This is a genomic window from Pseudomonas sp. 21LCFQ010 (assembly GCF_024129905.1).
Lineage (GTDB): Bacteria > Pseudomonadota > Gammaproteobacteria > Pseudomonadales > Pseudomonadaceae > Aquipseudomonas.
Genome location: NZ_JAMYDZ010000014.1, coordinates 1 through 22,981, shown reverse-complemented (window position 1 = coordinate 22,981; position 22,981 = coordinate 1). Strand labels below are relative to the sequence as shown.

20 protein-coding genes are annotated in these 22,981 nt (G+C 61.9%); 5 read left to right on the top strand and 15 right to left on the bottom strand.

All coding sequences use genetic code 11. The annotated features are described in order from the left end of the window. Window positions 1-8: 8 nt before the first annotated feature. On the bottom strand, window positions 9-1,400 hold the full coding sequence (locus NJC38_RS16675; protein ID WP_253115918.1) for an aldehyde dehydrogenase family protein: 1,392 nt from the start codon (window positions 1,398-1,400) through the stop codon (window positions 9-11). A 103-nt stretch (window positions 1,401-1,503) separates the two neighbouring features. Between NJC38_RS16675 and NJC38_RS16670 the strand changes: the two genes are divergently transcribed. After that, a complete protein-coding gene (locus tag NJC38_RS16670; protein ID WP_045492259.1) occupies window positions 1,504-2,391 on the top strand; it encodes a LysR family transcriptional regulator in 888 nt (295 codons plus the stop codon). 6 nt (window positions 2,392-2,397) lie between these two features. Beyond that, entirely contained in the window at window positions 2,398-2,781 is a 384-nt protein-coding gene (locus NJC38_RS16665; RefSeq protein WP_253116131.1) for a VOC family protein, read from the top strand. A gap of 183 nt (window positions 2,782-2,964) precedes the next feature. Here NJC38_RS16665 and NJC38_RS16660 read toward each other — a convergent pair whose 3' ends face one another. The 10 genes from NJC38_RS16660 to NJC38_RS16615 form a co-directional block, all read right to left on the bottom strand. Next, entirely contained in the window at window positions 2,965-3,474 is a 510-nt protein-coding gene (locus NJC38_RS16660) for a flavin reductase family protein (protein WP_045492255.1), read from the bottom strand. Window positions 3,475-3,491: 17 nt separating this feature from the next. Continuing rightward, window positions 3,492-4,313, bottom strand: a complete 822-nt coding sequence (locus NJC38_RS16655; RefSeq protein WP_253115916.1) for an NADPH-dependent oxidoreductase — start codon at window positions 4,311-4,313, stop codon at window positions 3,492-3,494. After that, window positions 4,310-5,656 carry an LLM class flavin-dependent oxidoreductase gene (locus NJC38_RS16650; protein WP_253115914.1) on the bottom strand — a complete coding sequence of 449 codons (1,347 nt, stop codon included), beginning with the start codon at window positions 5,654-5,656 and terminating at the stop codon, window positions 4,310-4,312. Before NJC38_RS16650 ends, NJC38_RS16655 begins: the two co-directional genes overlap by 4 nt. A 119-nt stretch (window positions 5,657-5,775) precedes the next feature. Next, a complete protein-coding gene (locus NJC38_RS16645; protein ID WP_045492248.1) occupies window positions 5,776-6,879 on the bottom strand; it encodes an LLM class flavin-dependent oxidoreductase in 1,104 nt (367 codons plus the stop codon). 292 nt (window positions 6,880-7,171) lie between these two features. Beyond that, the gene (locus tag NJC38_RS16640) at window positions 7,172-8,527 is read right to left on the bottom strand and encodes an LLM class flavin-dependent oxidoreductase (protein ID WP_253115912.1); all 1,356 of its coding nucleotides are present in this window, start codon (window positions 8,525-8,527) and stop codon (window positions 7,172-7,174) included. Next, window positions 8,524-9,387, bottom strand: coding sequence for a TauD/TfdA family dioxygenase (locus NJC38_RS16635; protein WP_253115910.1), 864 nt, complete (start codon window positions 9,385-9,387; stop codon window positions 8,524-8,526). The genes NJC38_RS16640 and NJC38_RS16635 overlap by 4 nt, the downstream gene beginning before the upstream one ends. A gap of 72 nt (window positions 9,388-9,459) precedes the next feature. Next, window positions 9,460-12,012, bottom strand: a complete 2,553-nt coding sequence (locus NJC38_RS16630) for a TonB-dependent receptor (RefSeq protein WP_253115908.1) — start codon at window positions 12,010-12,012, stop codon at window positions 9,460-9,462. Between the two features lie 236 nt (window positions 12,013-12,248). Then, window positions 12,249-13,247 (bottom strand): ABC transporter substrate-binding protein, encoded by a 999-nt coding sequence (locus NJC38_RS16625; protein ID WP_253115906.1) that lies wholly within the window; start codon window positions 13,245-13,247, stop codon window positions 12,249-12,251. 233 nt (window positions 13,248-13,480) lie between these two features. After that, the gene (locus NJC38_RS16620; RefSeq protein WP_253115904.1) at window positions 13,481-14,038 is read right to left on the bottom strand and encodes a nucleotidyltransferase family protein; all 558 of its coding nucleotides are present in this window, start codon (window positions 14,036-14,038) and stop codon (window positions 13,481-13,483) included. A gap of 410 nt (window positions 14,039-14,448) precedes the next feature. Beyond that, window positions 14,449-16,110 carry a DUF6351 family protein gene (locus tag NJC38_RS16615; protein ID WP_253115902.1) on the bottom strand — a complete coding sequence of 554 codons (1,662 nt, stop codon included), beginning with the start codon at window positions 16,108-16,110 and terminating at the stop codon, window positions 14,449-14,451. Window positions 16,111-16,227: 117 nt separating this feature from the next. Between NJC38_RS16615 and NJC38_RS16610 the strand changes: the two genes are divergently transcribed. After that, entirely contained in the window at window positions 16,228-16,716 is a 489-nt protein-coding gene (locus tag NJC38_RS16610) for a DUF3237 domain-containing protein (RefSeq protein ID WP_253115897.1), read from the top strand. Between the two features lie 5 nt (window positions 16,717-16,721). On the opposite strand, the gene NJC38_RS16605 is transcribed toward NJC38_RS16610, so the two are convergent. Beyond that, window positions 16,722-17,060 carry an FKBP-type peptidyl-prolyl cis-trans isomerase gene (locus NJC38_RS16605; RefSeq protein ID WP_045492236.1) on the bottom strand — a complete coding sequence of 113 codons (339 nt, stop codon included), beginning with the start codon at window positions 17,058-17,060 and terminating at the stop codon, window positions 16,722-16,724. Between the two features lie 162 nt (window positions 17,061-17,222). Here NJC38_RS16605 and NJC38_RS16600 point away from each other — a divergent pair, with 162 nt between their 5' ends. Continuing rightward, window positions 17,223-17,477 carry a hypothetical protein gene (locus NJC38_RS16600; protein ID WP_253115895.1) on the top strand — a complete coding sequence of 85 codons (255 nt, stop codon included), beginning with the start codon at window positions 17,223-17,225 and terminating at the stop codon, window positions 17,475-17,477. Between the two features lie 337 nt (window positions 17,478-17,814). On the opposite strand, the gene NJC38_RS16595 is transcribed toward NJC38_RS16600, so the two are convergent. Then, complete coding sequence (locus tag NJC38_RS16595) at window positions 17,815-18,162, bottom strand: hypothetical protein (RefSeq protein ID WP_253115893.1); 348 nt, start codon at window positions 18,160-18,162, stop codon at window positions 17,815-17,817. A gap of 443 nt (window positions 18,163-18,605) precedes the next feature. Then, on the bottom strand, window positions 18,606-20,747 hold the full coding sequence (locus tag NJC38_RS16590) for a TonB-dependent receptor (protein ID WP_253115891.1): 2,142 nt from the start codon (window positions 20,745-20,747) through the stop codon (window positions 18,606-18,608). 370 nt (window positions 20,748-21,117) lie between these two features. Here NJC38_RS16590 and NJC38_RS16585 point away from each other — a divergent pair, with 370 nt between their 5' ends. Then, entirely contained in the window at window positions 21,118-22,074 is a 957-nt protein-coding gene (locus tag NJC38_RS16585; protein ID WP_253115890.1) for a hypothetical protein, read from the top strand. A gap of 182 nt (window positions 22,075-22,256) precedes the next feature. Here NJC38_RS16585 and NJC38_RS16580 read toward each other — a convergent pair. After that, window positions 22,257-22,981, bottom strand: a 725-nt coding sequence (locus NJC38_RS16580) for a zinc-binding dehydrogenase (protein ID WP_366856065.1), incomplete at its 5' end; no start/stop codon positions are given.

The window sequence follows — 22,981 nt, the reverse complement described above, 5'->3', positions numbered from 1 at the left end:
CCTGCCGATCAATTACGATCCAGCCACACCGTTTGCGCATTGCAGAACTCACGCACGCCAAAGTGCGACAGCTCGCGACCAAAGCCGCTTTTCTTGACCCCACCAAACGTCACCCGTGGGTCGGAAGCGCTGTAGCCATTGATAAACACCCCACCGGTTTCCAGCTGTTCGGTCAGTTGTTCTGCCAGCGCCACATCCTGGGTGTAGATCGTTGCAGTCAGGCCGAATTCGCTGTCATTGGCCAGCGCCAGGGCGTGTTGTGCATCGCGGGCGGTGATGATCGACGCAACGGGGCCGAACAGCTCCTGGCGGAACGAAGTCATCCGGTCGGTGACGTCGCCCAGCACGGTCGGTAGATAGAAGTTACCCGCGCCTTCGGCTTTACTGCCACCAAGCAGCAGGGTCGCGCCTTCGCTCAGGGTCGCCTGCACCTGGCCGTCCAGTTCGTCGCGCAGGTCGAAGCGCGCCATCGGGCCGATATAGGTAGCGTTTTGTGATGGATCACCGACGACCAACTGGCGAGTCTGCTCGACAAACCGCCGGGTAAATTCCTCGACCACGCCCTGCTCGACGATCAGGCGCTTGGCCGCTGCGCAGACCTGGCCGGTGTTCTGGTAGCGGCCGATCACGGCCGCTTTTACTGCTTCATCCAGGTTGGCATCGTTGAGCACGATGAACGGGTCGGAACCGCCCAGTTCCAGCACGCATTTTTTCAGGGCGGCACCGGCCTGCGAGCCGATGGCAATACCGGCGCGCACACTGCCGGTCAGGGTCACGGCGGCAATGCGGTCATCGGCGATGGCTTTCGATACGCCGTCCGGGGTGACGTTGATCACCTCGAACACGCCGTCCGGGAAACCGGCCTGCTGCAACGCATCGCGCAGCAGATAGGCACAACCCATGATGTTCGGCGCATGCTTGAGCACGTAGGTATTGCCGGCCAGCAAGGTTGGCACCGCGCCGCGCAGCACCTGCCAGTACGGGAAGTTCCATGGCATCACCGCCAGCACCGGACCCAGCGGGCGGTACTCGATACGCGCCTTGCCGCCCGGCACTTGGGTCGGTTCCGGGGCGAGCATGGCTGGGCCATTCTCGGCGTACCATTCGCACAACTGCGCGCATTTTTCGATTTCGCCACGCGCCTGGGTGGCCGGCTTGCCCATTTCCTGGGTGGCCATGCGGGCCATGTCGATGGCCTGTTCGCGCAGCACACTGGCCAGCACGGTGACGAGCTCGACGCGCTCGGCGAGCGACTTGCGTTTCCATACGCTAAAACCTGCCGCAGCCCGCGACAGTGCGGCGTCCAGTGCCGCTTCGGTTTCATAGGGATAGGCGCCGATCTGTTCACCGTCGTTCGGGTTGATCGAGATGGCGTGGGTCGTATGGGAAACGCTGGTCATTTTCAGGCTCCGGTCTTATTGGAAAGTGATGCCAGACTAATGCCCTGCTATGATCCTGAAAACTGAATAATAATGACGAACCCATTCACGTTTGGAGAATGCTGTGGATCTTGTCCAGCTGGAAATCTTCAAGGCGGTTGCCGAGCACGGCAGCATCAGCGCTGCGGCGCAGCATATTCACCGGGTGCCCTCGAACCTCACCACACGTATCAAGCAGCTCGAAGAAGATCTTGGCGTTGAGTTGTTCATCCGTGAGAAACAACGCCTGCGCCTGTCACCGGCCGGCTGGAACCTGCTCGATTACGCCGGGCGCATTCTGGACCTGGTCGAAGAGGCGCGGATGACCGTCGCCGGTGAAGAACCCCGCGGCCCGCTGGCGCTGGGCTCTCTGGAGAGTACCGCTGCGGTGCGCATTCCGGCGTTGCTGGCAGCCTACAACCAGGCTTTTCCCAAGGTTGAACTGGCATTGTCCACCGGCTCTTCCGGGACCATGATCGACGGCGTGCTGGCCGGTAACCTGGCGGCGGCCTTTGTCGATGGCCCGGTCCTGCACCCGGCGCTGGAAGGCATCCCGGTGTTTCAGGAAGAAATGGTCGTCATCGCGCCGCTCAACCACGCACCGATCCATGGCGGCCGCGATGTGAACGGCGAGCAGATCTACGCTTTTCGCTCCAACTGCTCTTACCGCCACCACTTCGAAAGCTGGTTCGCCCATGACTCGGCGGTGCCGGGCAAAATCTTCGAAATGGAGTCCTACCACGGCAAGCTCGCCTGCGTCAGCGCCGGCGCCGGCCTGGCCCTGATGCCGCGCAGCATGCTCGAAAGCATGCCCGGCAGCGCGATGGTCAGCGTCTGGCCGTTGAACGAACAGTTTCGTCACCTCAACACCTGGCTGGTATGGCGCAAAGGCACGGTATCGCGCAGCCTGTCCAGCTTCATAGAGCTGCTGCAAGCGCGCAGCGACAACCTCAACGCAACCCCCAAGGAGTGACCCATGCTGATCGATCACCTCGACCATCTGGTGCTGACCACCACTGACCCGCACGCGTGCGAAGACTTCTATGTGAGGGTGATGGGGATGCAGCTGGAGGTCTTCGGCGCGGGTCGCAAAGCCTTTCGGTTCGGCAATCAGAAAATCAACCTGCATGTGAAGGGCGGCGAATTCGAGCCCAAGGCCCATCTGCCAGTATCAGGAGCGCTGGATCTGTGCTTTATCAGCGCCGTGCCGCTGGAGCAGTTCATCAAGCACCTGCAACAGCACAACTGGCCCATCATCGAAGGCCCGGTGCAACGCACTGGCGCCACCGGCCCGATCCGTTCGGTGTATGTGCGTGATCCGGACCTGAACCTGATCGAGGTGTCCGAGTATTTGTCCGGCTGAAGCCGCCTTGTTGGTTCAAGCGCACAGCACCGATCTTGGTGGCAGGCAGCTTCGCTGGCGAAGCGGCGGTAAATGCCGTTGTCTGGGTGGTGTCAGGATTCGTCGGCCGAGCCGACGCCCAGCGGATCTAGGTCGGTTCTGCAAGTGTTGATGCTGCCGGCCCCTTGGCGACCAGGCTCGCGCCTACACAAACCGCCCGTAACGGCCATTGGAATAGAGCAGTGGTTGCTGGTCCGAGTACCAGCAATGCTCGACCCGGCCGAGCACCACCAGATGCGAGCCCACCTGACTCAGCTCGGTCACCACACAATCAAACCCGGCACTGCTTGCCGCCAACGCCGGGTTGCCACTGCTCAGGCGCGTCCACGCATGTCGGGCAAAACGCTCCTCAGGCGGCAGACCACCGGCAAAATCGTTGGACACCTGCAGCGCATCGGCGCTCAACACATTCACCGCAAAGCGTCGCTGCTTGAGTAGATGCGGATAAATGCTGGCGCCGCTATTGACCGCAATCAGCACCGTTGGCGGGTCGGCCGTGACCGAACTGAACGCGGTGGCCGTCAGCCCGAAATCCCCCTCGTCACTGCCGCAGGTGATGACATTCACTGACGCTGCGGTGTTACGCATCGCCAGCTTGAAACTGGCAGCGTCGACACTGGGCGCGATGGGTTTTTCGACAACAAGTACAGTCATGACTCACTCACCAGTAATCAACGAAGGGCCAGCTTCTGGCCGCGTAAAGTCTCGGCGATACGCTCGCGGCCATGCAGCGCCTCAATGCTTTTCAGGCGATTGAGCACCTGCTCGCTCCAGGACGGCGTGGTCTGTCCCTGCTCGCGGGCAAACGCGCCGGCCAGCGCTTCGTAGCCGCTGATGCGTTGCTGCTCATCGTCGGCAATGGTATAGGTCTCGCGGTGCAGCACCACAGGTTGCGGCAGGCGTGGCTTGATCGCTGCCGGGCGTGCCGGGTCGGGATGCCCGACCACCAGACCGAACACCGGAAACACCAGCGGCGGCAGTTGCAACTCATCGATCACCGCCTGCAGGTTATTGCGCAGCGCACCGATGTACACCGTGCCCAGGCCCAGCGATTCGGCTGCGACCACCGCGTTCTGCGCAGCCAGGGCCGCATCCAGGCTGCCGACCAGCAGGCTGTCTAGCAAGGCCGGTACTTCCAGCTCCAGACCCTGCACGTCAGCAATCCGCTGGGCGCGTGAGAAGTCGGCCAGCCAGACCAGAAACAGCGGCGCCTGACGAATGTGCTGCTGATCATTGGCCAGCGTTGCCAGACGCGCCTTGCGCGCCGGGTCTTGCACCGCCAGCAGACTCCAGGCCTGCAGGTTGGACGAACTTGACGCTGATTGCGCAGCGGCCAGCAAGGTTTCCAGGGTGCCCTCGGGCAACGGTGTATCCAGATACTGCCGCACGCTGCGATGGCCGAGCAGGGCTTCGATCACCGGGTTGGCTAACGCCGGGGCGTTGTCATCGGTCTGGCGATAGCGTTGTTGCCACAGGCTTTGCACAGTGCTCATGCCGGTTCTCCAATGGTGTGTTCGGCCTGAGCGGCCAGGGCATGCCGGTTCTGTGGCACCGTCAAGCCCAGATGGCCACGCAGGGTGCTGTGCCGGTAGTCGTCGCGAAACAGCCCGCGCTCGCGCAGGATCGGCAATACCTCGTTGGTGAAGCGGGCGAAGTCGCTCGGTGCGCCGACATGAATGTTGAAGCCGTCGACTGCGCCTTCGCGGAACCAGCGTTCGATCTCGTTGGCGACAGTCAGCGGTGAACCGACAAAACTGGAATAGGGCTGGCCGAAACGCAGCGCCGCCTGGCGCACGCTGAGGTTCTGCTCGCGGGCCACGCGCTTGATGCGCTCGGCATGGCCGCGATAACCGTTGCTGCCCAGCTCACCCAGATCCGGGAACGGCCCGTCGAGGTCATACTGGCTGAAGTCGTGATAGTTGAATGGCCGGCCCAACTGAATCAGCGCCTTGTTCAGGTCCAGCTCACCCTTGCGCGCCCGCTCGATGGCCTGGGCCTGTTCGTCGGTGTCGGCAATGATCGGGTCGATGCCGGGAAACAGCAGCACCTGCTCAGGATTACGCCCGGCCGCAGCGGCACGCCGCTTGATGTCGGCGTAGTACTCCTGAGCATCTTCGAAGTTATCGACGCCGGCAAAGATGCCCTCGGCAATCGAAGCCGCCAGGCCGCGCCCGGACTCCGACACCCCGGCCTGGAAAATCACCGGCTGGCCCTGCGGCGAGCGGGAGATGTTCAGCGGCCCGGTGACCGAGAAGAACTCACCTTGATGGTCGAGGCGATGCTGTTTGTCCGGGGCGATGAAGCGCTTGGCGGCTTTGTCACGCGGGAAGGCATCGTCCTCATAGGAGTCCCACAGTCCTTGCACCACCGCCACATGTTCGTGGGCCCGGCGGTAACGCTCGCCGTGGTCGATGTGCTGCTCACGACCGAAGTTGCCGGCAGCGCCTTCAAGACCTGTGGTCACCACGTTCCAGCCGGCCCGGCCGCGGCTGATCTGGTCCAGCGAACCGAACTGGCGCGCCACGTTGAAGGGTTCTGTGTAAGAGGTGGTCAGGGTCGCCACCAGGCCAATCTTGTCGGTGGCGCCGGCCAGCGCCGAGAGCAGGGTCAGCGGTTCCAGGCGGTTGAGAAAATGCGGTGCGGAGTCGGGGGTGATATACGGGCTGTCGACGATGAACACAAAGTCGAACTTCGCCGCTTCGGCCGCACGGGCCTGCTGTTTGTACCAGTCGATATCGATGCTGGCGTCGCCAGGGATTTCCGGGTGCAGCCATTCATGCTGGCTGGTGCCGACGCCGGTGAGGATGGCGCCCAGATGCAGTTGACGTTGAGACATGATCAGAGTCCTTTATATCGGTTTACTGGCCTTGTCGCCGGCAGAGCCGCCTCCCACATAGCCAGTGGGAGGCGGCTCTGTCGGCGATTGCAGTGCGCAGCACTGCCAGAGGAGATCAATCAGCCGGCGTGGGCGGTCTTCGCCGAACCTTGTTGGGTGACCCGTGCGCGGATGCGGGGCAGCAGGTCCTGGCCATACTCGGCGGCATCGCGCAGTTGCTCGAAGCCGCGGAACAGAAAAGTAGTGATACCGGCGTTGTAGTAATCCAGCGCCGCCTCGGCAACCTGATCGGCGGTGCCGACCAGCGAGGTGGAGTTGCCGGCCGCGCCGGTCAGCGCGGCGATTTCGGTCCACAGGCGTTTGTCGTGCACCTTGCGCTGGCTGGCCAGTTCGACCAGCCGCGCCGAGCCGATATTGTTGATGCCGACCTTGTCGCGGCGCTTGCCCTGGCGCAGGTGATGCAGATGCCGGGCGTCTTCCAGAATGCGCTCGGCGCGGGCCCAGGCTTCGGCTTCGGTGCCGCCCAGAATCGGCCGCAGCGACAGGCTGAAACGAATGTGTTGCTCGCGGCCATATTTGGCGGCGGCCTTGCGCACTTTGGCAATGCGCTCGCGCACCTGCTCCAGCGGCTCGCCCCACATCATGTACACGTCGGCGTGCTTGGCGGCGACTTCCACGGCGGCATCGGAGGCGCCCGAGAAGTAGATCGGCAGGTGGGGCTTTTGCAGCGGCTTGACCAGGGTCAGGTTGTCTTCGACGCGGTAGTGTTCGCCCTGATGATCGAACGGTTGGGTGCCGGTCCAGGTCTTGCGCACCACCTCCAGGTATTCGTCGGTGCGAGCATAGCGGGCGTCCTTGTCGAGGAAGTCGCCGTCGCGTTGCAGGTCGCCGCTGTCGCCACCAGTGATCACGTTGATCGAGGCGCGGCCATTGCTCAGGTGATCCAGGGTCGCAAACTGCCGGGCTGCGAAGGTCGGTGCCTGAAAGCCCGGCCGGTGGGCGACCAGCAGGCCAAGCTTGTCGGTCACGGCCGCCGCATAACTGGCGAGAATCATCGAGTCGGCAGAGCTGGTGCTGACCGCCAGCAAGGCTTTGTCGAAACCGCCGTATTCCTGGGCCTGGGCCAATGCCTTGACGAACGCCACGTCCACCACCGGGCCACGCGGTGCCTGTGATTCGCTGCCTTCCTGGGGGCCGATCAGGCCGATAAATTCGAGACTCATGGTGGGTAAACTCCTGTTGATCCGGTGGAAGGTGCCTCTAAAAACTACCTGCGTTGCCATCGCTGCGTTAAAACCAGGCTCAGGATGCTCATTTACAACCGTAAACTCCGCTCCTTCGCCTGTTTTTGCCTTGCGCTGGCTGCCTCGCCTACGTTTTTAGAGACACCTTGGGCGCCGCTCTGCATGGAGCGGCGTCGTGATGCACGTCAGGGCAATAGGGCGATACTAGGAGGGGTGGTTTTTATATGCAAAGAACGTATAAAAATATCGTTATATTATTTTCAGTGGTTATTTATTGGCTGGCTCTATTCAGCCGTTGTGGTTTTCGTAAGCCAAGGTGTTCTCGTAACGTCGTGCCTTGATACTCGGTACGAAATAACCCGCGGCGTTGCAGCTCGGGCACCACCTGTTCAAGAAAACGCTCGGCACCGCCGGGCATGTACGGGGCCATGATCACGAAGCCATCGGCTGCGTTCTGTTCCAGCCACTGCTGCATCTGGTCGGCGACTGTTTGCGGCGAGCCGATGAATTTGGCGAAGGCCAGGCTGGAGGCATACCAGCGGCCCAGCTGTTCGAGCGTCCAGCCGGCTTCGATGGCATTGCCGATCACCACGTCGAAGCGGCCCTTGCTGCCGCGAATCTGCTCGCGGATGTCGGGCACCGGCGCGGTCGGGTCGTGCCGGGCGAGGTCGTAGTTCATGCTTGCCGACATGAACGCCAGGCCGGCGATGGGCAGGATTGATTCGTCCAGTCGTGCGGCCAGTTCATGGGCCTGCTGGTCGGTGTCGGCAATGATCGGGTACAGGCCCGGCAGCACCTTCACATCGTCTGGCTGGCGTCCGGCATCCACCACCTGTTGCTTGAAGATACGGTAGAACGCCTGGGCCTTTTCCAGCGTCGATTGCACCGGGAACACCACCTCGGCGTTTTGCGCGGCCAGCGACTGGAACACAGCCGATACGCCGGCCTGGATCAGCACCGGGTGGCCCTGCGGCGGGCGCGGCAGGTTCAACGGCCCGCGCACTTTGAAGTGCTCACCGTCGTGGTTCAGGTAGTGCAGCTTGCTGGCGTCGGCATAACGACCGCTGGCCTTGTCCGCAACAATCGCCTCGTCTTGCCAGCTGTCCCACAGCCCGCGCACCACATCGAGAAACTCGGCCGCCTTGGCATAACGCTCGGCATGGCCCAGGTGCTGGTCGAAGCCGAAGTTGCGCGCCTCACCGTCGTTGACCGAGGTCACCGCGTTCCATGCCGCGCGGCCGCCGCTGAAGTGGTCCAGGGTGGCGAACTGGCGGGCCGCGTGGTACGGCTGGTGGTAGCTGGTGGAAATGGTCGCGCCCAGGCCAATGTGCGAGGTCAGCACGCTCAGTGCCGAAAGCAGCGCGAGCGGTTCCGGTGAGCCATTCGGTCGCCAGCTCACGGCGGCGTCGAACGAGCCGCCATGAATATCGTCCAGCGCCAGTTTGTCGGCGACAAACAGCATATCCAGCCTGGCCGCCTCGGCCTTTTGCGCAAGCTGCTGATACCAGCGGATGTCCAGCGCATTGCCGGTTTCTGCCTCCGGCAAACGCCAGCCCGCCAGATGCGTGCCAGCGTGGCTGACGAACAGCGCCAGGTGCAATTGGCGATTTACCGGTGGCTGGGTCATTGCGCCGCCTCAGGCTTGCGCACCCGGTGCGGGATATCGTCATCGGCAATCAGCACCCGTTCCATCACCCGCTCGAATTCGCCGTAGTTGTAGACCGGGTAGTGCAGCAAAGCGCGGTTGTCCCAGAACGCCACGGTGCCGGGAGTCCACTTGAAGCGCACCTGGTATTCGGGGTTGCTGAATTCCTTGAGCAGTTCGGCGACCAGCGCCTTGCTGTCTTCTACCGACCAGCCGATGAATTGCGGCGACATCGAGAAGTTGATGAAGATCGCGTCTTCGCCTGTTTCAGGATGGGTGCGCACCAGCGGGTGAGCGAGGATCGGATAGGCATAGCCGACCTTGTCCAGCGACGACTTGAAGTTATGCGTCACGTACAGGTTGTCGATGCGCGCTTTGAGTTCATCAGACAGCCCGCGATACACCAGGCCGGCATCGGCCCATACCGTATCGCCGCCCAGCTCGGGCAACGCCACCGCGCGCAACACCGCACCCCAGGTCGGTTTGAGCATCCAGCTGGTGTCGGTGTGCCACCGGCCCTTGGGCGCATTGCCGTAGGCTTCGCGAGCCTCCCTGGCGAGGATCAGATGGGCCTGGGGTTTGCTGTGGTCCTGCTTCTTGGTGGTCGGGTGCTCGTACAGTTCACCGAACTGCCGGGCAAAAGTGATCTGCTGTTCGCTGTTGATGTGCTGGTCGCGGAAGAACAGCACCTTGTGCTTGAGGATCAGCGCGTGGACCTCGTCACGTTGCTGAGCACTCAGCGGGCGACTCAAATCAATACCGCTGATCTCGGCCCCGACAGTGGGTTCCAGCGGCTTTACGCTGAGCGGTGGAGTGATGGATACAACGTTTTCTGCGGGCATGCTGTAGTCCTCTTGTGGTTACGGTGATAGCGGTGGCAGGAGCGGCTTTAGCCGCGAAGCAATTACTAACGCTTACCAGTCATACGAAACCCGCGCGTAATAGAACGCGCCGTTCAGCCCGTACGGGCTGAAGCTGCCGTAGGCGTCGGGGTTGTTGATCTCGGTGGGGTTGCTGCTGCCCAACCCGGTGGCGGTCGGGGTCGGGTCCTGTTTGTCGGGGCGTACGCCGAACAGGTTGTTGGCGCCCAGCGACAGAGAAATGTTGTCGGTCAGCAGGTAGGTCACGTCCAGATCGGTGATCCACTTGGCGCCGAAACGCTGATCGGCGGCGGCGCTGGTGCCGGCCTCGGTGTACTTGCCGTAGCGGCTCACTTGCAGGTCGGTGATGAAATCTCCGACCTTCCAGTGACCGCCCAACACCAGCTTGTCGCGCGGCGAGCCCTCGGTCAGGTCGGTCTGCGCCTGATGACCGAAAATCACATAATTGCTGCCCAGCAGGCTGTCGACGGTGCCGTTGCGCTTGATGCCTTCGAGGGTGGTGCGGTTGTAGCTGTATTGCGCCGACCAGCGCACCGTACCGAAGCGGCCGTAGTCACTGTGCAACTCGCTGACCAGATCGATACCGTCGGTGCGGGTGTCGACGCCGTTCATGTTGTATTGCGCCGAGTACAAATCGTTGATGCCCAGCGAGGCCAGGGTGTCGCGCACCCGGCTCGAGGTGCCGGTGTCGCGGATGATCTCGCTCTTGACGATGCGGTCTTTGATCTCGATGCGGTAGGCGTCCAGCGTCACCCGTGCATTGCGGGTTGGCTCCCACGACAGGCCGACGCTGAAGTTGGTGGATTTCTCCGGCTCCAGATCCCGCGCCCCCAGCGCCTGGGCAGCGGTGCTACTTGGCGGCAGGTAGCGGGCCAGGAGTAACTGGGTGGTGCCATCGGGCAGCAGGGTCGCGGTGTTCTGGGTCACCGAGAAGGTCTGCTGGGCCAGCGACGGTGCCCGAAAGCCGGTATTGAAGGTGCCGCGCAACGCCAGGCCGGGCGCCAGTTCATAGCGGCTCGACAGCTTGCCGCTGGCGGTGTTGCCCGAGCTGTCGTCGTAGTGCTCGAAGCGAAACGCCGCGCTGGTGTAGAGCTTCTCGGTCAGATTGGTGCCGGCGTCCAGATAGAAGGCCACGCTGTCGCGGTCCAGGGAACCGGCATCCACCACCGAGGTGCCGGTAAACGATTGCAGCCCGGCGGTAGGGCGTTGCCCGGCACGCGGATGACCGGCCGGGTACACATAACCGCCGTCGCGGTAGGAGTCCGGCTCGCCGGCACCTTGCACATACTTTTCCCAACGGTGCTCGACCCCGGCTGAAAACTGCAGCGGTCTGGGCAGGCCGATGTCGAATGGCCGGGTGAAATCCAGGTTACTGGTCCACTGCTCGAACTCCAGCGAGCCGAGGTAGAAGTCAGTCTTGCTGGTGGGGCCGATGGACGAGTTGAGGGTGTTCTGCGCACCGAGCCGTACGTCGTCCTTGCCGTAGGTGGTGCTCAGGTCGTAACCCCAGCCGCCGACATCGCCCTTGCCGCCGAACGCGACCTGAAAGTCCTGCTCGTCAATCAGCCGCTGGGCATGAAAGCCGTCGGGGATGATCTGCGGGATCGAGCCCAGATTGGTCGCCCGAAAGCTGCCGCGGGTGTCGACAATCGTCCGGTCGCTGTAGGTCGAAAACGAATACAGCTTGAGGTTGTCGTGAATCGGCAGTTCGGCGTTGTACGACAGGTTATAGACCTCGTCGCGGTTGGAGCGGCCATAGCCTTTCTCCAGCAGTCGGTCCACCGAGCCTTCCCGTGGGTCGGGGCTGGCACCGGGGGTGCCGAACGGCACTGACTGGCCATTGAGTACCGGGTAATACCAGGCGCCTTGAGCATCGCCTGCTGCATACGATGGGCCTTGCAGACGAATGTCCAGCGAGGTGTTGAAGAACCCACCGTCCTGGCCCAGCGCGAAGCCGCCATTGAGCGCGGTTTGTACCAGATCGCCGGGCTTGTCTTGCTGCTGACCGGTGGTGACGCTGGCGCTGCCACCTTCGGCCTGGCTTTTGAGGATGATGTTCAGCACCCCGGCAATCGCGTCGGAGCCATACTGCGCCGACGCGCCGTCGCGCAGCAGTTCGATGCGCTCGATGGCGGCGGTGGGAATCAGGTCCAGATCCACCGGCACGCTGCCGCTGGCGATGCGCGCAAAGTTGTTGTACACGGCGGTGTTGTGGCGCCGCTTGCCGTTGACCAGCACCAGCAGGTGATCCCCGGACAGACCACGGATCGACACCGGCCGCACCGACGAAGAGGTCCCGCCACCGGCCTGGGCCGGTGCACTGAACGACGGCACGATCTTGCCCAGCGCTTCACGCAGGCTGGCCTTGCCGGTCTTGCGGATCTGCTCGCCGCTGATGATATCGATCGGCGACGGGCTCTCGGCGACGGTCAGGGTGTTGCCACGGGTGCCGGTGGAAATCACCGACACCGTGCCCAACACGGTGTCGGCGTCGGCAGCCTGGACTGCACTGGCCAGGCCACACAGCAGCAGACCGCAAAACGCGGGCGAGCGTGGGCCTGACTGCAGACGGGTGTATGCATTCATGGAACATGTCCTTATGGGGGGCATCGTAGGAGCGGCCGGGCGGGGCTCCGTGTTAGCCGCTAATACCGCCTGGCTGCTAAAACCAATACCGTTCGATTAGACCTGCGGGAGTGGCCGGCCGACGCTCCGGTTGCTCAGCCAAGACGGCGGCACATTCGCAATAGAGGCTGTGACTTACTGGCCTCTTCGTCGGTATGCCGCCCAGACCAGGCTCGCTCCCACAGGGTCCGTAGGGCTTATCTGGACGGTATTGCGGCTAACGCCGCCGCTGCGGGCAAACCGCGCACGGTATTGAAGCTCGGATCGAACCCTTTGGAGACGTCCACCGGCTTGCTGAGAATGCCTTCCTCGCGGTAGATGTCGGCGGTTTGCTGCAGGTTGGCGACCACCTGGTCGGTAATCGCGACCTTCTGGAAATCCGTGGCCTCGGCGCTGGCCAGGTGCACTTCCACCGGCAGCCCGGTGACCTTCGCCTGAGCCTGGGCGTACTCCTTGGGATGCTGGTTGGCCCAGGCCCAGGCGCGGTCCAGACGTTGCACAAAATCATCGAGCTGCACGCGTTTTTCGGCAATCGCCTTGCTGGTCGCGGCGGTGTACAGGTGGTTGGTCAGCAGGTCGTCACCCTTGCGCAGAATGCGTGCGCCGTTCTGGGTGATGGCGATGGTGGTGTAGGGATCCCAGGTCGACCAGGCATCGGCGTTGCCGCTTTCCAGCGCGCTGCGGGCATCGCTGGGCAACAGGTTGACGAAGGTGACGTCCGAGCTTTGCAGCCCGGCATCGCGCAGCGCCTTGATCACCAGAAAGTGGCCGATGGAACCACGGTTGGTCACCACCCGCTTGCCTTTGAGATCCGCAGCGGTTTTCAGTGGTGAATCCTTGGGCACCAGAATCGAAGTCGAGAAGCGTCCATCGGCGTGGGTAATGCTGACCACCTTCAACGGCGACCCGGCTCCGAGCGCAAACACGTAAGGCGCATCGCCCAGCCCGCCGACATCCACCGCCCCGGCGTTCAGGGCTTCGCCCAGCGGCGCGGCGGCCGGAAACTCGGAAAACTCGATGGTGTAGGGCACATCCTTGAGTTCACCGGCCGCCTGCAACAGCAACTTGTATGAAGATTTCTGGTTGGCGACTTTCAATGGCGCCAGGTCGGCAGCCTGGCTCAGAGTGCTGAACAGCAAAGAGCCGCCAAGCAGGGCGGTGCCAATCAGCGAGGCGAGCAGGGAACGGGTTGGCATAGAGGGCTCCTGACCAGGGCCGCAAGGTCCTGGATCAATCGTGGCAATGGCCTCCACCAGGAAAGGGGGCGGGTATGGATCAGACCTTATCCCTATAAGAAATGACTGTGAAAGTCTTTTTCGCTCTAAGCTAATTATGAAAAATGGTTATCTATTGATTTTTTAATAATCAGATATTTGTATGTCTTTGGGTTGGCTATCTGCCATGCGTCATCTGTGTCCGTTGCTCAGACTCAGTCCACGACGCGCAGCCAGGGCCAGCGTGCCTGGTAGCTGCTGGCCTTGTTGGCAAACAGTTCCGCTTCGGCATTCAGTGGGTTGATGCGCAGCAGTCCCTGGTCGATATCGTCCAGCCCGTAAGGCGCATAGAGTTCGCCGCTGTCGAGTTCAAGCCCTACGCAGGTCCCGGCGATCAGGTAACGATCAATACCGTCGCGGGTAGATTGCAACTGTGGGTAAGGCCTGGCGAAATGCTCGCCGTACCAGAGATGAACCCGGGCCTGGTTCTTGAATTCGATGGTTGCATCAAGATCCTTGAACAGAATTCCGGCTCGCTGAATCACCGCGTCTTCGGCTTCCCACGACAGGTCTGTGTCGAAGTAGAACACGTCGTAGTCCTTGATTCCCCAGCCCGGCGCCAGCCCTGAGCGCTGATTCCACACGGCCTGGAACAGACAACCGGCAACCAATGCGCATTGCTCCAGACCCAGTTCGGGCAAGCGCCGGATCAGCTCGGCATTCACCGGATCGTTTGAGGCTATGGCTATCAGTTGCTGGTGGGTCAAAGACATGCGTGTTCTCGGTTGGTGTGGATCAGCCGAGGTTACCCGAGATTGCAGTCAACGGATGTGGGAGGCCGCTCTGCGGCGACTGCTGCGGCACGAACGAGGGAGATAGTCCGGTCATGCTGGCTCTGTCATTCGCTCGCCGTGCGAGTCCATTTGGCGAGGCATTGTCATGGGGGAAGCAGAGACTTTTGCCGCACGCATAAAAAACCCGCCGAAGCGGGTTCTTTGTCCATACCGTTCCAACTCCCTGTCAGCAGTATCCTTTCACGGTCGATCATCCTTGATCCTGGTGAGCTTCCTGTTCACCAGTGGTTGGATCCAAATATAGGCGTGTCGGACATGCAGGCAAATGGCAATTGTTCGCTATCCTGTGTAAGCCTTTTGCTATATCGACAGTTTTTTGGTCTGCACGTCTAACGGACGGCATGTTGCTGAGTATCCGGCAAGCTGCAGGTAAAGGACTCAGCGTTCTGCAGATCGCCCTGGCCGCTGTAGCGGGCTTCGAGCGGGTAGGGGCACAGCGGCCGGCTGCGGCCGGGGAAGGCGTTGCCGGTGGCGATCAACTGCTGCGGTGGTGTGTTGTGGTCTTGCCAGTCTTGCAAGGTCTGTAACGGATCGAAGTTGTCCAGCGCCGGGCCGTCGCCGCAGTGCGCCATACCCGGCACCATGAACAGCCGTGCCCACTGGCCGAGCGGTTGCTGGCCGCCGTTGTCACGCGCCAGACGGTCCCAGTAATGACGCAGGTCGTTGGCCGAGAATACCGGGTCACTGTTGCCGTGGATCACGATCAGCTTGCCGCCATTGGCGATGAAGCTCGACAGTTGGGTGCCGGTCGGGTCGTTGATGGCGCCGGTTTCTGCCACGGCGGCGGCTGCCTGGTCGAAGTCCACTTCAGCCAGGGTCAGGTTGGGGTGGGGCGGGGTCATGAAGTAATAGCCCAGCGAGTTGGGCGTCAGGGTGGCGTTGCGCGCATTGGGCTGGCCGGTTTGCGAGGTGCCCAGCTTCCAGGCTCGCCAGCCATCGCTGGCAATCCCGGCATCCCACGGCCAGTTGGCGTACAGGCTGCGGCCCTGGCTGTCTTTGGCGCCGTCGAACACCGTGCGCAAAGCCTGGACCTTGGCGGCCGACAGGCACTGGCCCTGGCCGTCAGTGGTGCATTGCAGGTCAGCGGGGTCGAAGCGGCACTGGCTCATGGCATCAATGCTGCCGTCGCGGGCGCCGTCCAGCGCATCACAGCGCTCCAGCACCTTGTGGCTGATCAGGTTCATGTCGTCACGGGTCAGCGCCTGGGCGAGGATTGGCTCACCGGCGCCAGTGCGCGGTGCGGCGGCTTCCAGAACGCGGGTGTCCCAGGCCTGTGCCACGGCGGCGCGCGACAGACGCAGGCCGGGGTTGCCGGCAATGATGCCGTCGAACTCGGTCGGGAAGCGTTGCGCGGCCATTAACGCCGCCCGCCCGCCATTGGAGCAGCCCATGAACACACTGTGCTCGGGGCCACGCCCGTAATGCTCGGCCAGCAGCTGTTTGGCCTGGCGGGTGACCTGGCCGATGGCCGCGTAGGCGTAGTCAAGCCGCGCCTGCTGGTCGAGGCCGAAGCGCGCATCGCTGCTGTCTTTGCCCGCATGCCCGGAATCAGTGGCCACTACTGCATAGCCACGGTTGAGCGCGGGCAGGGCGCTGGCGCCGCGAAACGGGATGGCGCCCAGCGCCTGGTTCACCACCCCGTCCATGCCGCCACCGCCCTGGAACAGAAAGCGGCCGTTCCAGTCCTGTGGCATGCGCAGCTCGAAGCGAATGCCGTACGCCTGGCCGTCGCTGCCCTGACGCGGGTTGATCAGCCCCTCAACCAGGCAATGGGCCGGCATCGCGGCTTTGGACAGGGCCTGGCCGGTCAGTGCGGCGCGGCCGGGGTTGGCTTTGGGGATTTCACCGGCGGGCACATTGAGGGTCTTGAGCAGTTGCACCTGCGGATCGTTACTGGCGAGCCCGGTGCAGGTGTCGCTGGCTGCCTGAGCGACAACCGGAAAAGCGAAAAGCGGCAGGCTGCAGAAGGTAAGGCGAGTAACCAATGACATTAAGAATTCCCTTTGTTTGTTGTGGTAGTTGGGAAGGACGAGCTATAAAGTTAATAGTATTAACTAAATGCCCGGTCAAGCTTTTCCTTACCTACAACAAAAAAACGGAGTTTCTCCATGCGTCATCCCATCGTTCTGTCGCTTGCCTTGTTTGCCGTCCATCAAGCCCATGCCGCTGAAAGCGCGCCACCGCGCAGCGAACTGGTTTATGAGGCCATCGTCGATATCGAACCTGCGGTCAGTCTCGGACAGGGACCGCTGGGCGAGCGGCGTATGGTGCCGATTACTGGTGGTGAGTTTCACGGTAAAGGCCTGGCCGGCAAGGTGCTGGCGGGCGGCGCTGACCGGCAGTTGATCCGCAGCGACGGCGTGCGCGAGCTGGACGCGATCTACGAGATGCAGACCGACGACGGGGTGATCCTCAGCGTGCGCAATCAGGTGCTGGTGCGCGGCGAAGGCGCCGAGCGCTATGCGTTTTCGCGCATCACCGTCGATGCGCCCAAAGGCCGCTACGAGTGGCTTAACCAGTCACTGTTCATCGGCACCCTGACCAGCCTGCGACCGGCGCGCAATGCGGTGTCGATCAAGGCTTACCGGATTTACTGAACCCCTCAGTCGTCGCGGGTCAGCACTTCCAGCAGCTCGATCTCAAAGGTCAGATCCGAGCCTGGCGGGATACTGCCGACCTTGCGGTCGCCATAACCCAGCGCCGCCGGCACCCGCAGCTTGCGCTTGCCGCCGACGCGCATGCCCATCAGGCCTTGATCCCAGCCCTTGATGACCCGACCGGTGCCGATCACACACTGAAACGGCTTGCCGCGTTCGGCGGATGAGTCGAACACCGTGCCGTCGGCCAGCCAGCCGGTGTAGTGCGTGGTGATCAGGGCGCCCTTGACCACGGCCTTGCCGTCGCCTTCGTGCAGGTCGGTGATTTGCAGGGTATCGCTCATGCGGGTGCTCGTTATGAACAAAGAAAGGGCGGGCTTTTTCGCAGGAAATGCCCTGCGGCGCAAGTGGCCGTCTGCCGCTCGTCGGCTGCGCTGCACTTCATTACCGGCGGCTTTCTCTGACCTGTATGCGCAGACGTTCTGTGCCCAGACAGGAGAGCCATCATGACCATCGAACACAACGGACCGCAAAGTGCATATCCGGACCCTGCGGAAAGGGTCGCTGATACCGGGGAAGGGCATGGTTCTGGCCTGGAGCAGACCGCTTCCGAGCCGCATCAGGGCGTTGATGAACATGGCGCTGAAAAAAGGCCCGTCGACTGGAGCCCGCCGCCCGGCAACCCAGGCTCGGATCAGGACGCCCAGACCCCGCGCAGAAATGGCGGTGCCGATACCGATAGCCAGATCGATGCGCAGTAGATGCCATGACAAGTGACGCAGAAGCGACCGATCAGAGTGCTGACCACGCGGCTACGCTGCCTGTTGATCAGCCGCTGGAGCCGGCAGCGCTAAACGCTGCATTCGCCAGCAGAACTGCCTCCCACAACGTTCGAGACGTTCGCAGCGTTTGCGCACTTCACAGGCTTGTGGGAGGGAGCTCTGCTTGCGAACAGGCCAGTAAAGTCCCGCATCTGCTGCGAATATGCACCATCGTCGATATACGCTACCGCAGCTGATGCTGTAGAGATGGTCAAGACGCGCTATGCAACCACTGGCGGGATTTTGCGCAGGCCAGAATTGAGCTTGCGGCCCCTTGCTAAGCCTTGACTTGCCCTTTTGTCCTGGCTGCCAAAAGCGCCCGCTCTTGCGAGAGTTGCTTGAGAATTCCAGGGTGGCCTGAGTTGTAGAGATAGAGGTAGTAATGCCCTTTATCGTCGAAAAAAATCCTGTAGACCTCACAGGGATGCTTGGCATCACTGGCAGGCCTGACCGTCTCCGTTACGATCTCGTGGGACGCGATCCGATAGGTCTTGAGTGTGTCGATGAAGTCCTGATCCATCTCCAGATTGGCCTGTTTCGCGTAGCGATAGTCGGCCTGTATGGAGCGGAAGGTTAAGAAGCCCAGAGGCAAACACAGCAGGGCAAACAAAAGAACTACGAGCATGGGCAAGACTCCCTGTCTTGAGCGTGATGGCTATTTCATAGCTGAAAAGTCTCTTGCCTGCCAGGCGCTCACCAAGTTCAAGCTCGTTAGCGCAAGCTGGTAGATGTTTTGATGAGGCGGGGTTGTTACTGTTCGGCCTTGCCTCATTTGCTCCGCAATTCGAGCCGGTCCGCACAGAGGTTCGCAACAAGTTGGTCCGAGTGCTGACCACGCGGCTACGCAACCTGTTGATCAGCCGATGGAGCCAGCAGCGCTGCCTCCCACAGTTTTGTGCCGAGCATTGGTTTTGTGCTCACTCAGGACCTTGTAGGAGGGAGCTCTGCTCGCGAACAGGTCAGTAAAATCACTGCATCTGCTGCGAATCTGCTGGCCTGTTCGTCGGTAGCCGGAGTGTCGGCCGGCCACTCTCTCCACGCTAATGGACCCGTATTGGCCCGGTAGCATCAAAGATCGTAACGCACGCTCAACAGCACGGTGCGCGGGTCGTTGATCACGTAGTGCGAGGTGTTGCTCGCCGCTGAATAACTCACCCCTTGCGGATAGGCGCGGTCGAGGATGTTTTTCACTGAAACCGTGGTGGTCCAGTGCCCGTCGCCGCTGCTGTAGCTGGTGGCCGCATTCCAGAAGCCCTGGGCCGGCACCTCGTAGATGTCGGCGTTGAGCGGGTTGGCGTATGAGCGGGTCTGGTACTGATAATCGGTGCTGGCCACCAGTGCGCCGGGCAGGTTCACCGGCACCGTCAAGCTCAGGCCCAGGCTGGCGTTCCATTTGGGGGCGAAGATCATTTCCTTGCCGTCGGCACTTACCCCCGGACCACTGGCATTCTGGAAGTCGTCGTACTGGCTTTTCAGGTAACCGAGGTTAGCGGTCAGGCGCAGGTCGCGGGTCAGCAGTGCGGTGTTTTCCAGTTCTACACCATAGGTGTGGGCGCTGCCGACGTTGGTGCGCAGGTTGGCGCTGATCGCCGGGTCCCAGGCGTTGGTCTGCAGGTCGTCATAATCGTTGTAAAAGAACGCGAGGTTGCTGCGCAGGCGGCCGTCGGCAAAGTCGCCCTTGAAACCGATTTCGTAAGTGGTGACGTTCTCCGGGTCAAAGCCCTGTTCAGCCGCTACCCGGGTCGGGGCGCGGTTGTCGAAGCCGCCGGCCTTGAAGCCGCGGGCGACATATCCGTACTGGATCAGATCATCGGTCCAGGCGTATTCCAGACCAATTTTAGGGCTGACCGAAGACCACGACTCGCTGGTTTCGGCACTGAAGTTGATGCCGGTGATTTGCCGCGCCGGGGTAATGGCGTAGTTTTGGTAATCGAAGTTCTTGTGCTCGTAGGTGTAGCGCAGCCCGGTGGTCAGCGACAGGCGTGGGGTCAGCTTGTAATTGCTCTGGCCATACAGCGCGTAGCTTTCGGTGTCGGTGGTGCTGTACTGGCCGCTGGCGTTGACCCGGTCGGTCGCTACCGAATAGGTCAGGCTGTCGCGCTCGGCACGAAAGCGCTCTTTATAAAGGAACAGGCCCAGGGTGTAGCTGAAGCGGTCATAGTCACCATTGAGTTGGAACTCCTGGGTCGCATAACGCTGCTTGTAGGTGATCAGGTTGTTCTGGATCGGCGAGGCGTTACCGCTGTTGGCTTTACCGGAGTTGTCGTAGTCCACCGGCTGGTCGAACTCGGACCAGGCGGTGACAGATTTGAACGAGAGGTTGTCGTCAATGCTGTAGATCGCCCGCAGCACGGCGCTGCCCTGGTCGAGCTTGTTCTTCGGCGTCAGGCTGTTGTAGGTGGTGAACTTGTCATAGTGCTCGTTGGCCACGTTGAATGGCGTGTAGCTGGTGGTATCGCCACGGTCGACGGTGGCAGCCAGGGTCAGTTGCATATCCCACGGCGATTGGTCCGGCGCCCAGCGCAGCTTGCCGCGATAACTCTGGATATCGACGTTATTGACGTCCTTGTCGGTGGTGCGGTTGTGTACGGTGCCGTCGCGGGTCAGGCGAATCGCCGAGAAGCTGCCATACAAGGTGTTGTCCACCAGTGGGCCGCTGACCAGCAGGCGAGCGTTACGCGCGTCATAGTTGCCGGCGCCCAGCTCGAAGAAACCACGGGTGGTCTGGTCGGGGTCACGGGTGATGACCCGGATCGCCCCGGCTGCGCTATTGCGGCCGTACAGCGTGCCTTGCGGGCCACGCAACACTTCGACCCGTTCCACATCGTTGAAGTCCAGCATCGATGAAATGGCGCGGGGGATGTACAGGTCATCGGCATACACCGCAACAGCCGCTTCCTGGATCGGGTCGGTCTCGCCGATCCCGCGAATCCCGTAGGTCTGTGCGCTGTAGGAAATCGACTGACGCGGCAGGGTCAGGTTCGGTACCCGGCCAGACAGGTCACGCACGTTGTTGATCTGCTGGTCCTGCAAGGTGGTCTGGTCAAAGGCGCTGATCGCCACCGGGGTTTTCTGCAGATTTTCTTCGCGGTGTTCGGCGGTGACCGTCACCGTGGGCAAACGGTCTTCTTCGGCAGCACTGGCCAGCGCCGGGCCGCCCAGAGTCATGGCCAGCAGCAGCGGTTGCAAAGGATAAGGGATGTTGGGCATTGATACGTTTCCTGTCATGCAGCGATCGGGGTCGTGATGTCGGAAACTGCTGAGCGGCGGGCACTGGAAAGTCGGCGGCAGTTCGCCCGCCCCACACGCGGCAACAGAAGTCCATGGCCTCCGCCATGTCGTGGGGTCGGGTTGGATAAAAGATATGCTTTTTAAAAAAACCGAGGAAAGCATATTTGGCTATAAGCTAATCATGCTTTCTAAGAATTATTATTGGCTTTAATATTACTTAAACTGATTTAATTCGTGCTGCTTCCGATACCTGCCGCATCAGTCAGCGCTGGAATTTTCTCCGGCTGCTGATAAAACCGCCACGACCGTGGTCTGATAGCCATCTGTATCCATCCAGGCAAGCTCGATCATGACTGACACATCTTCCTGCGCAACGCCTCAACTGCTCGCTGACCCGACCCTGACCACCGCTTGGGATCTGCTGCGCGACCCGCAACAGCCCCTGCCAGTAGCCGACCGTGGCGCGCCATGGGCCGGCGGCTGGAGCCTGGGCCGGCCGCCGGGCATCACGCCGGCGCAATGGCCGCTGAGCCCGGTCTACGGCTACCCGTTGCGCCATGCCTTTACGCTGCATGTGCCGGCGCAGTATCGCGGCCAGGGTGAGCGGTTCGTGGCGTTGAGCCTGTTCGTCGATGATCAGTTCGAAGAGCTGGAGTCCAGTGAGGCTATCGAAGCATTCTTTGCCGCACCTCTGGCTGACGAACCACCGGCTGATGCGCATCTGCTGCCGTTCTGGACCCATCGGCAGGCGCGCCACCCAAAGCAGTTCGACATGAGTGACATTCTCGGCACCCGCTACGCGGCGATCTGGCTGACCCAGGCCGAGTTTGACGCGGCGTTGTGCGAGCCGCCGGCACTGAGCGGCAATCCGCTGCTGGGCAAGGCGCCACGTTGGCTTGAGCACAGCTATTTCGAATACCTGGGGTATGAAAAAGTGCGTAACCCAGGCACCGATGCTTATGAGTGGCTGCCCGGTGAGGGCCGGGAGGCGGGTATCGACACTGCCTTTGCCATCCGCGCCGAACAGCGCGAGGACGACCCGAATGTCGGCAAGCCGCCACGCGAGTGGGATGAGGAGTGCAAGGACAGCGGTTATATCCAGGGCTTCAGCGATGCCGGTACGGCGCAGAATCTGGAGCGCTGGCATGCCCGCAATCACCTTGGCGGGACCATGTTCCCGGTGCAGGGCTACCCGGAATTCGGCCCGCGCTATCTGGAGATCGAAGAGGATTTCGGCGGCTTCAACTTCGGTAGCGGCAACGGCCAGATCGACCTGGTGAAGATGGAGCTGGACTGGGCCTGCTGATGTGCAGAAGACCCGGCCCCTTACTGCTCGCCTCGATACTGTTCTATTAGACGTGTGGGAGCTGGCTTGCTGGCGAAGGCGGCGGCACATTCGCAGCAGATGCTGTGACTTTCCTGGCCCTTTCGTCGGAATGCCGCACAGACCAAGGTCGCTCCCACAGAGATCAGTAGTTGGCCTGACGTTCAGGCCGCGCTAAAGGTCTTGTGCGGATCGATGACGAATTTCTTCGGCACGCCTGCATCGAACTCGCCGTAGCCAGCCGGTGCCTGATCCAGGCTGATCACCTGCACGCCAACGATTTCAGCGATGTTCAGACGGTCCCACATGATCGCCTGCATCAGCTGGCGGTTGTACTTCATGGTCGGGGTCTGGCCGGTGTGGAAGCTGTGCGACTTGGCCCAGCCCAAGCCGAAGCGGATGCTCAGGGCGCCGTTTTTGGCCGCCGCGTCTACTGCACCCGGATCTTCGGTCACGTACAGGCCCGGAATACCGATCTTGCCCGCCACGCGAGTCACCTGCATCAACGAGTTGAGCACCGTGGCCGGTGCCTCGTGCTTGGCACCTTCATGGCCGTGGCCACGGGCTTCGAAGCCCACGGCGTCGATCGCGCAGTCCACTTCCGGCTCGCCCAGCAGCGCGGCGATCTGTTCATGCAGCGGGGTGTCGGTCGACAGGTCGGCGATTTCAAAGCCCTGGGCCTTGGCATGCGCCAGACGCGCAGGGTTCAGGTCACCGACGATCACCACGGCAGCGCCCAGCAGGCGCGCCGAAGCGGCAGCGGCCAGACCCACAGGGCCGGCGCCGGCGACATAGACCGTGCTGCCTGGGCCAACGCCAGCGGTCACCGCACCGTGGAAGCCGGTAGGCAGAATGTCCGACAGGCAGGTCAGGTCACGGATCTTTTCCA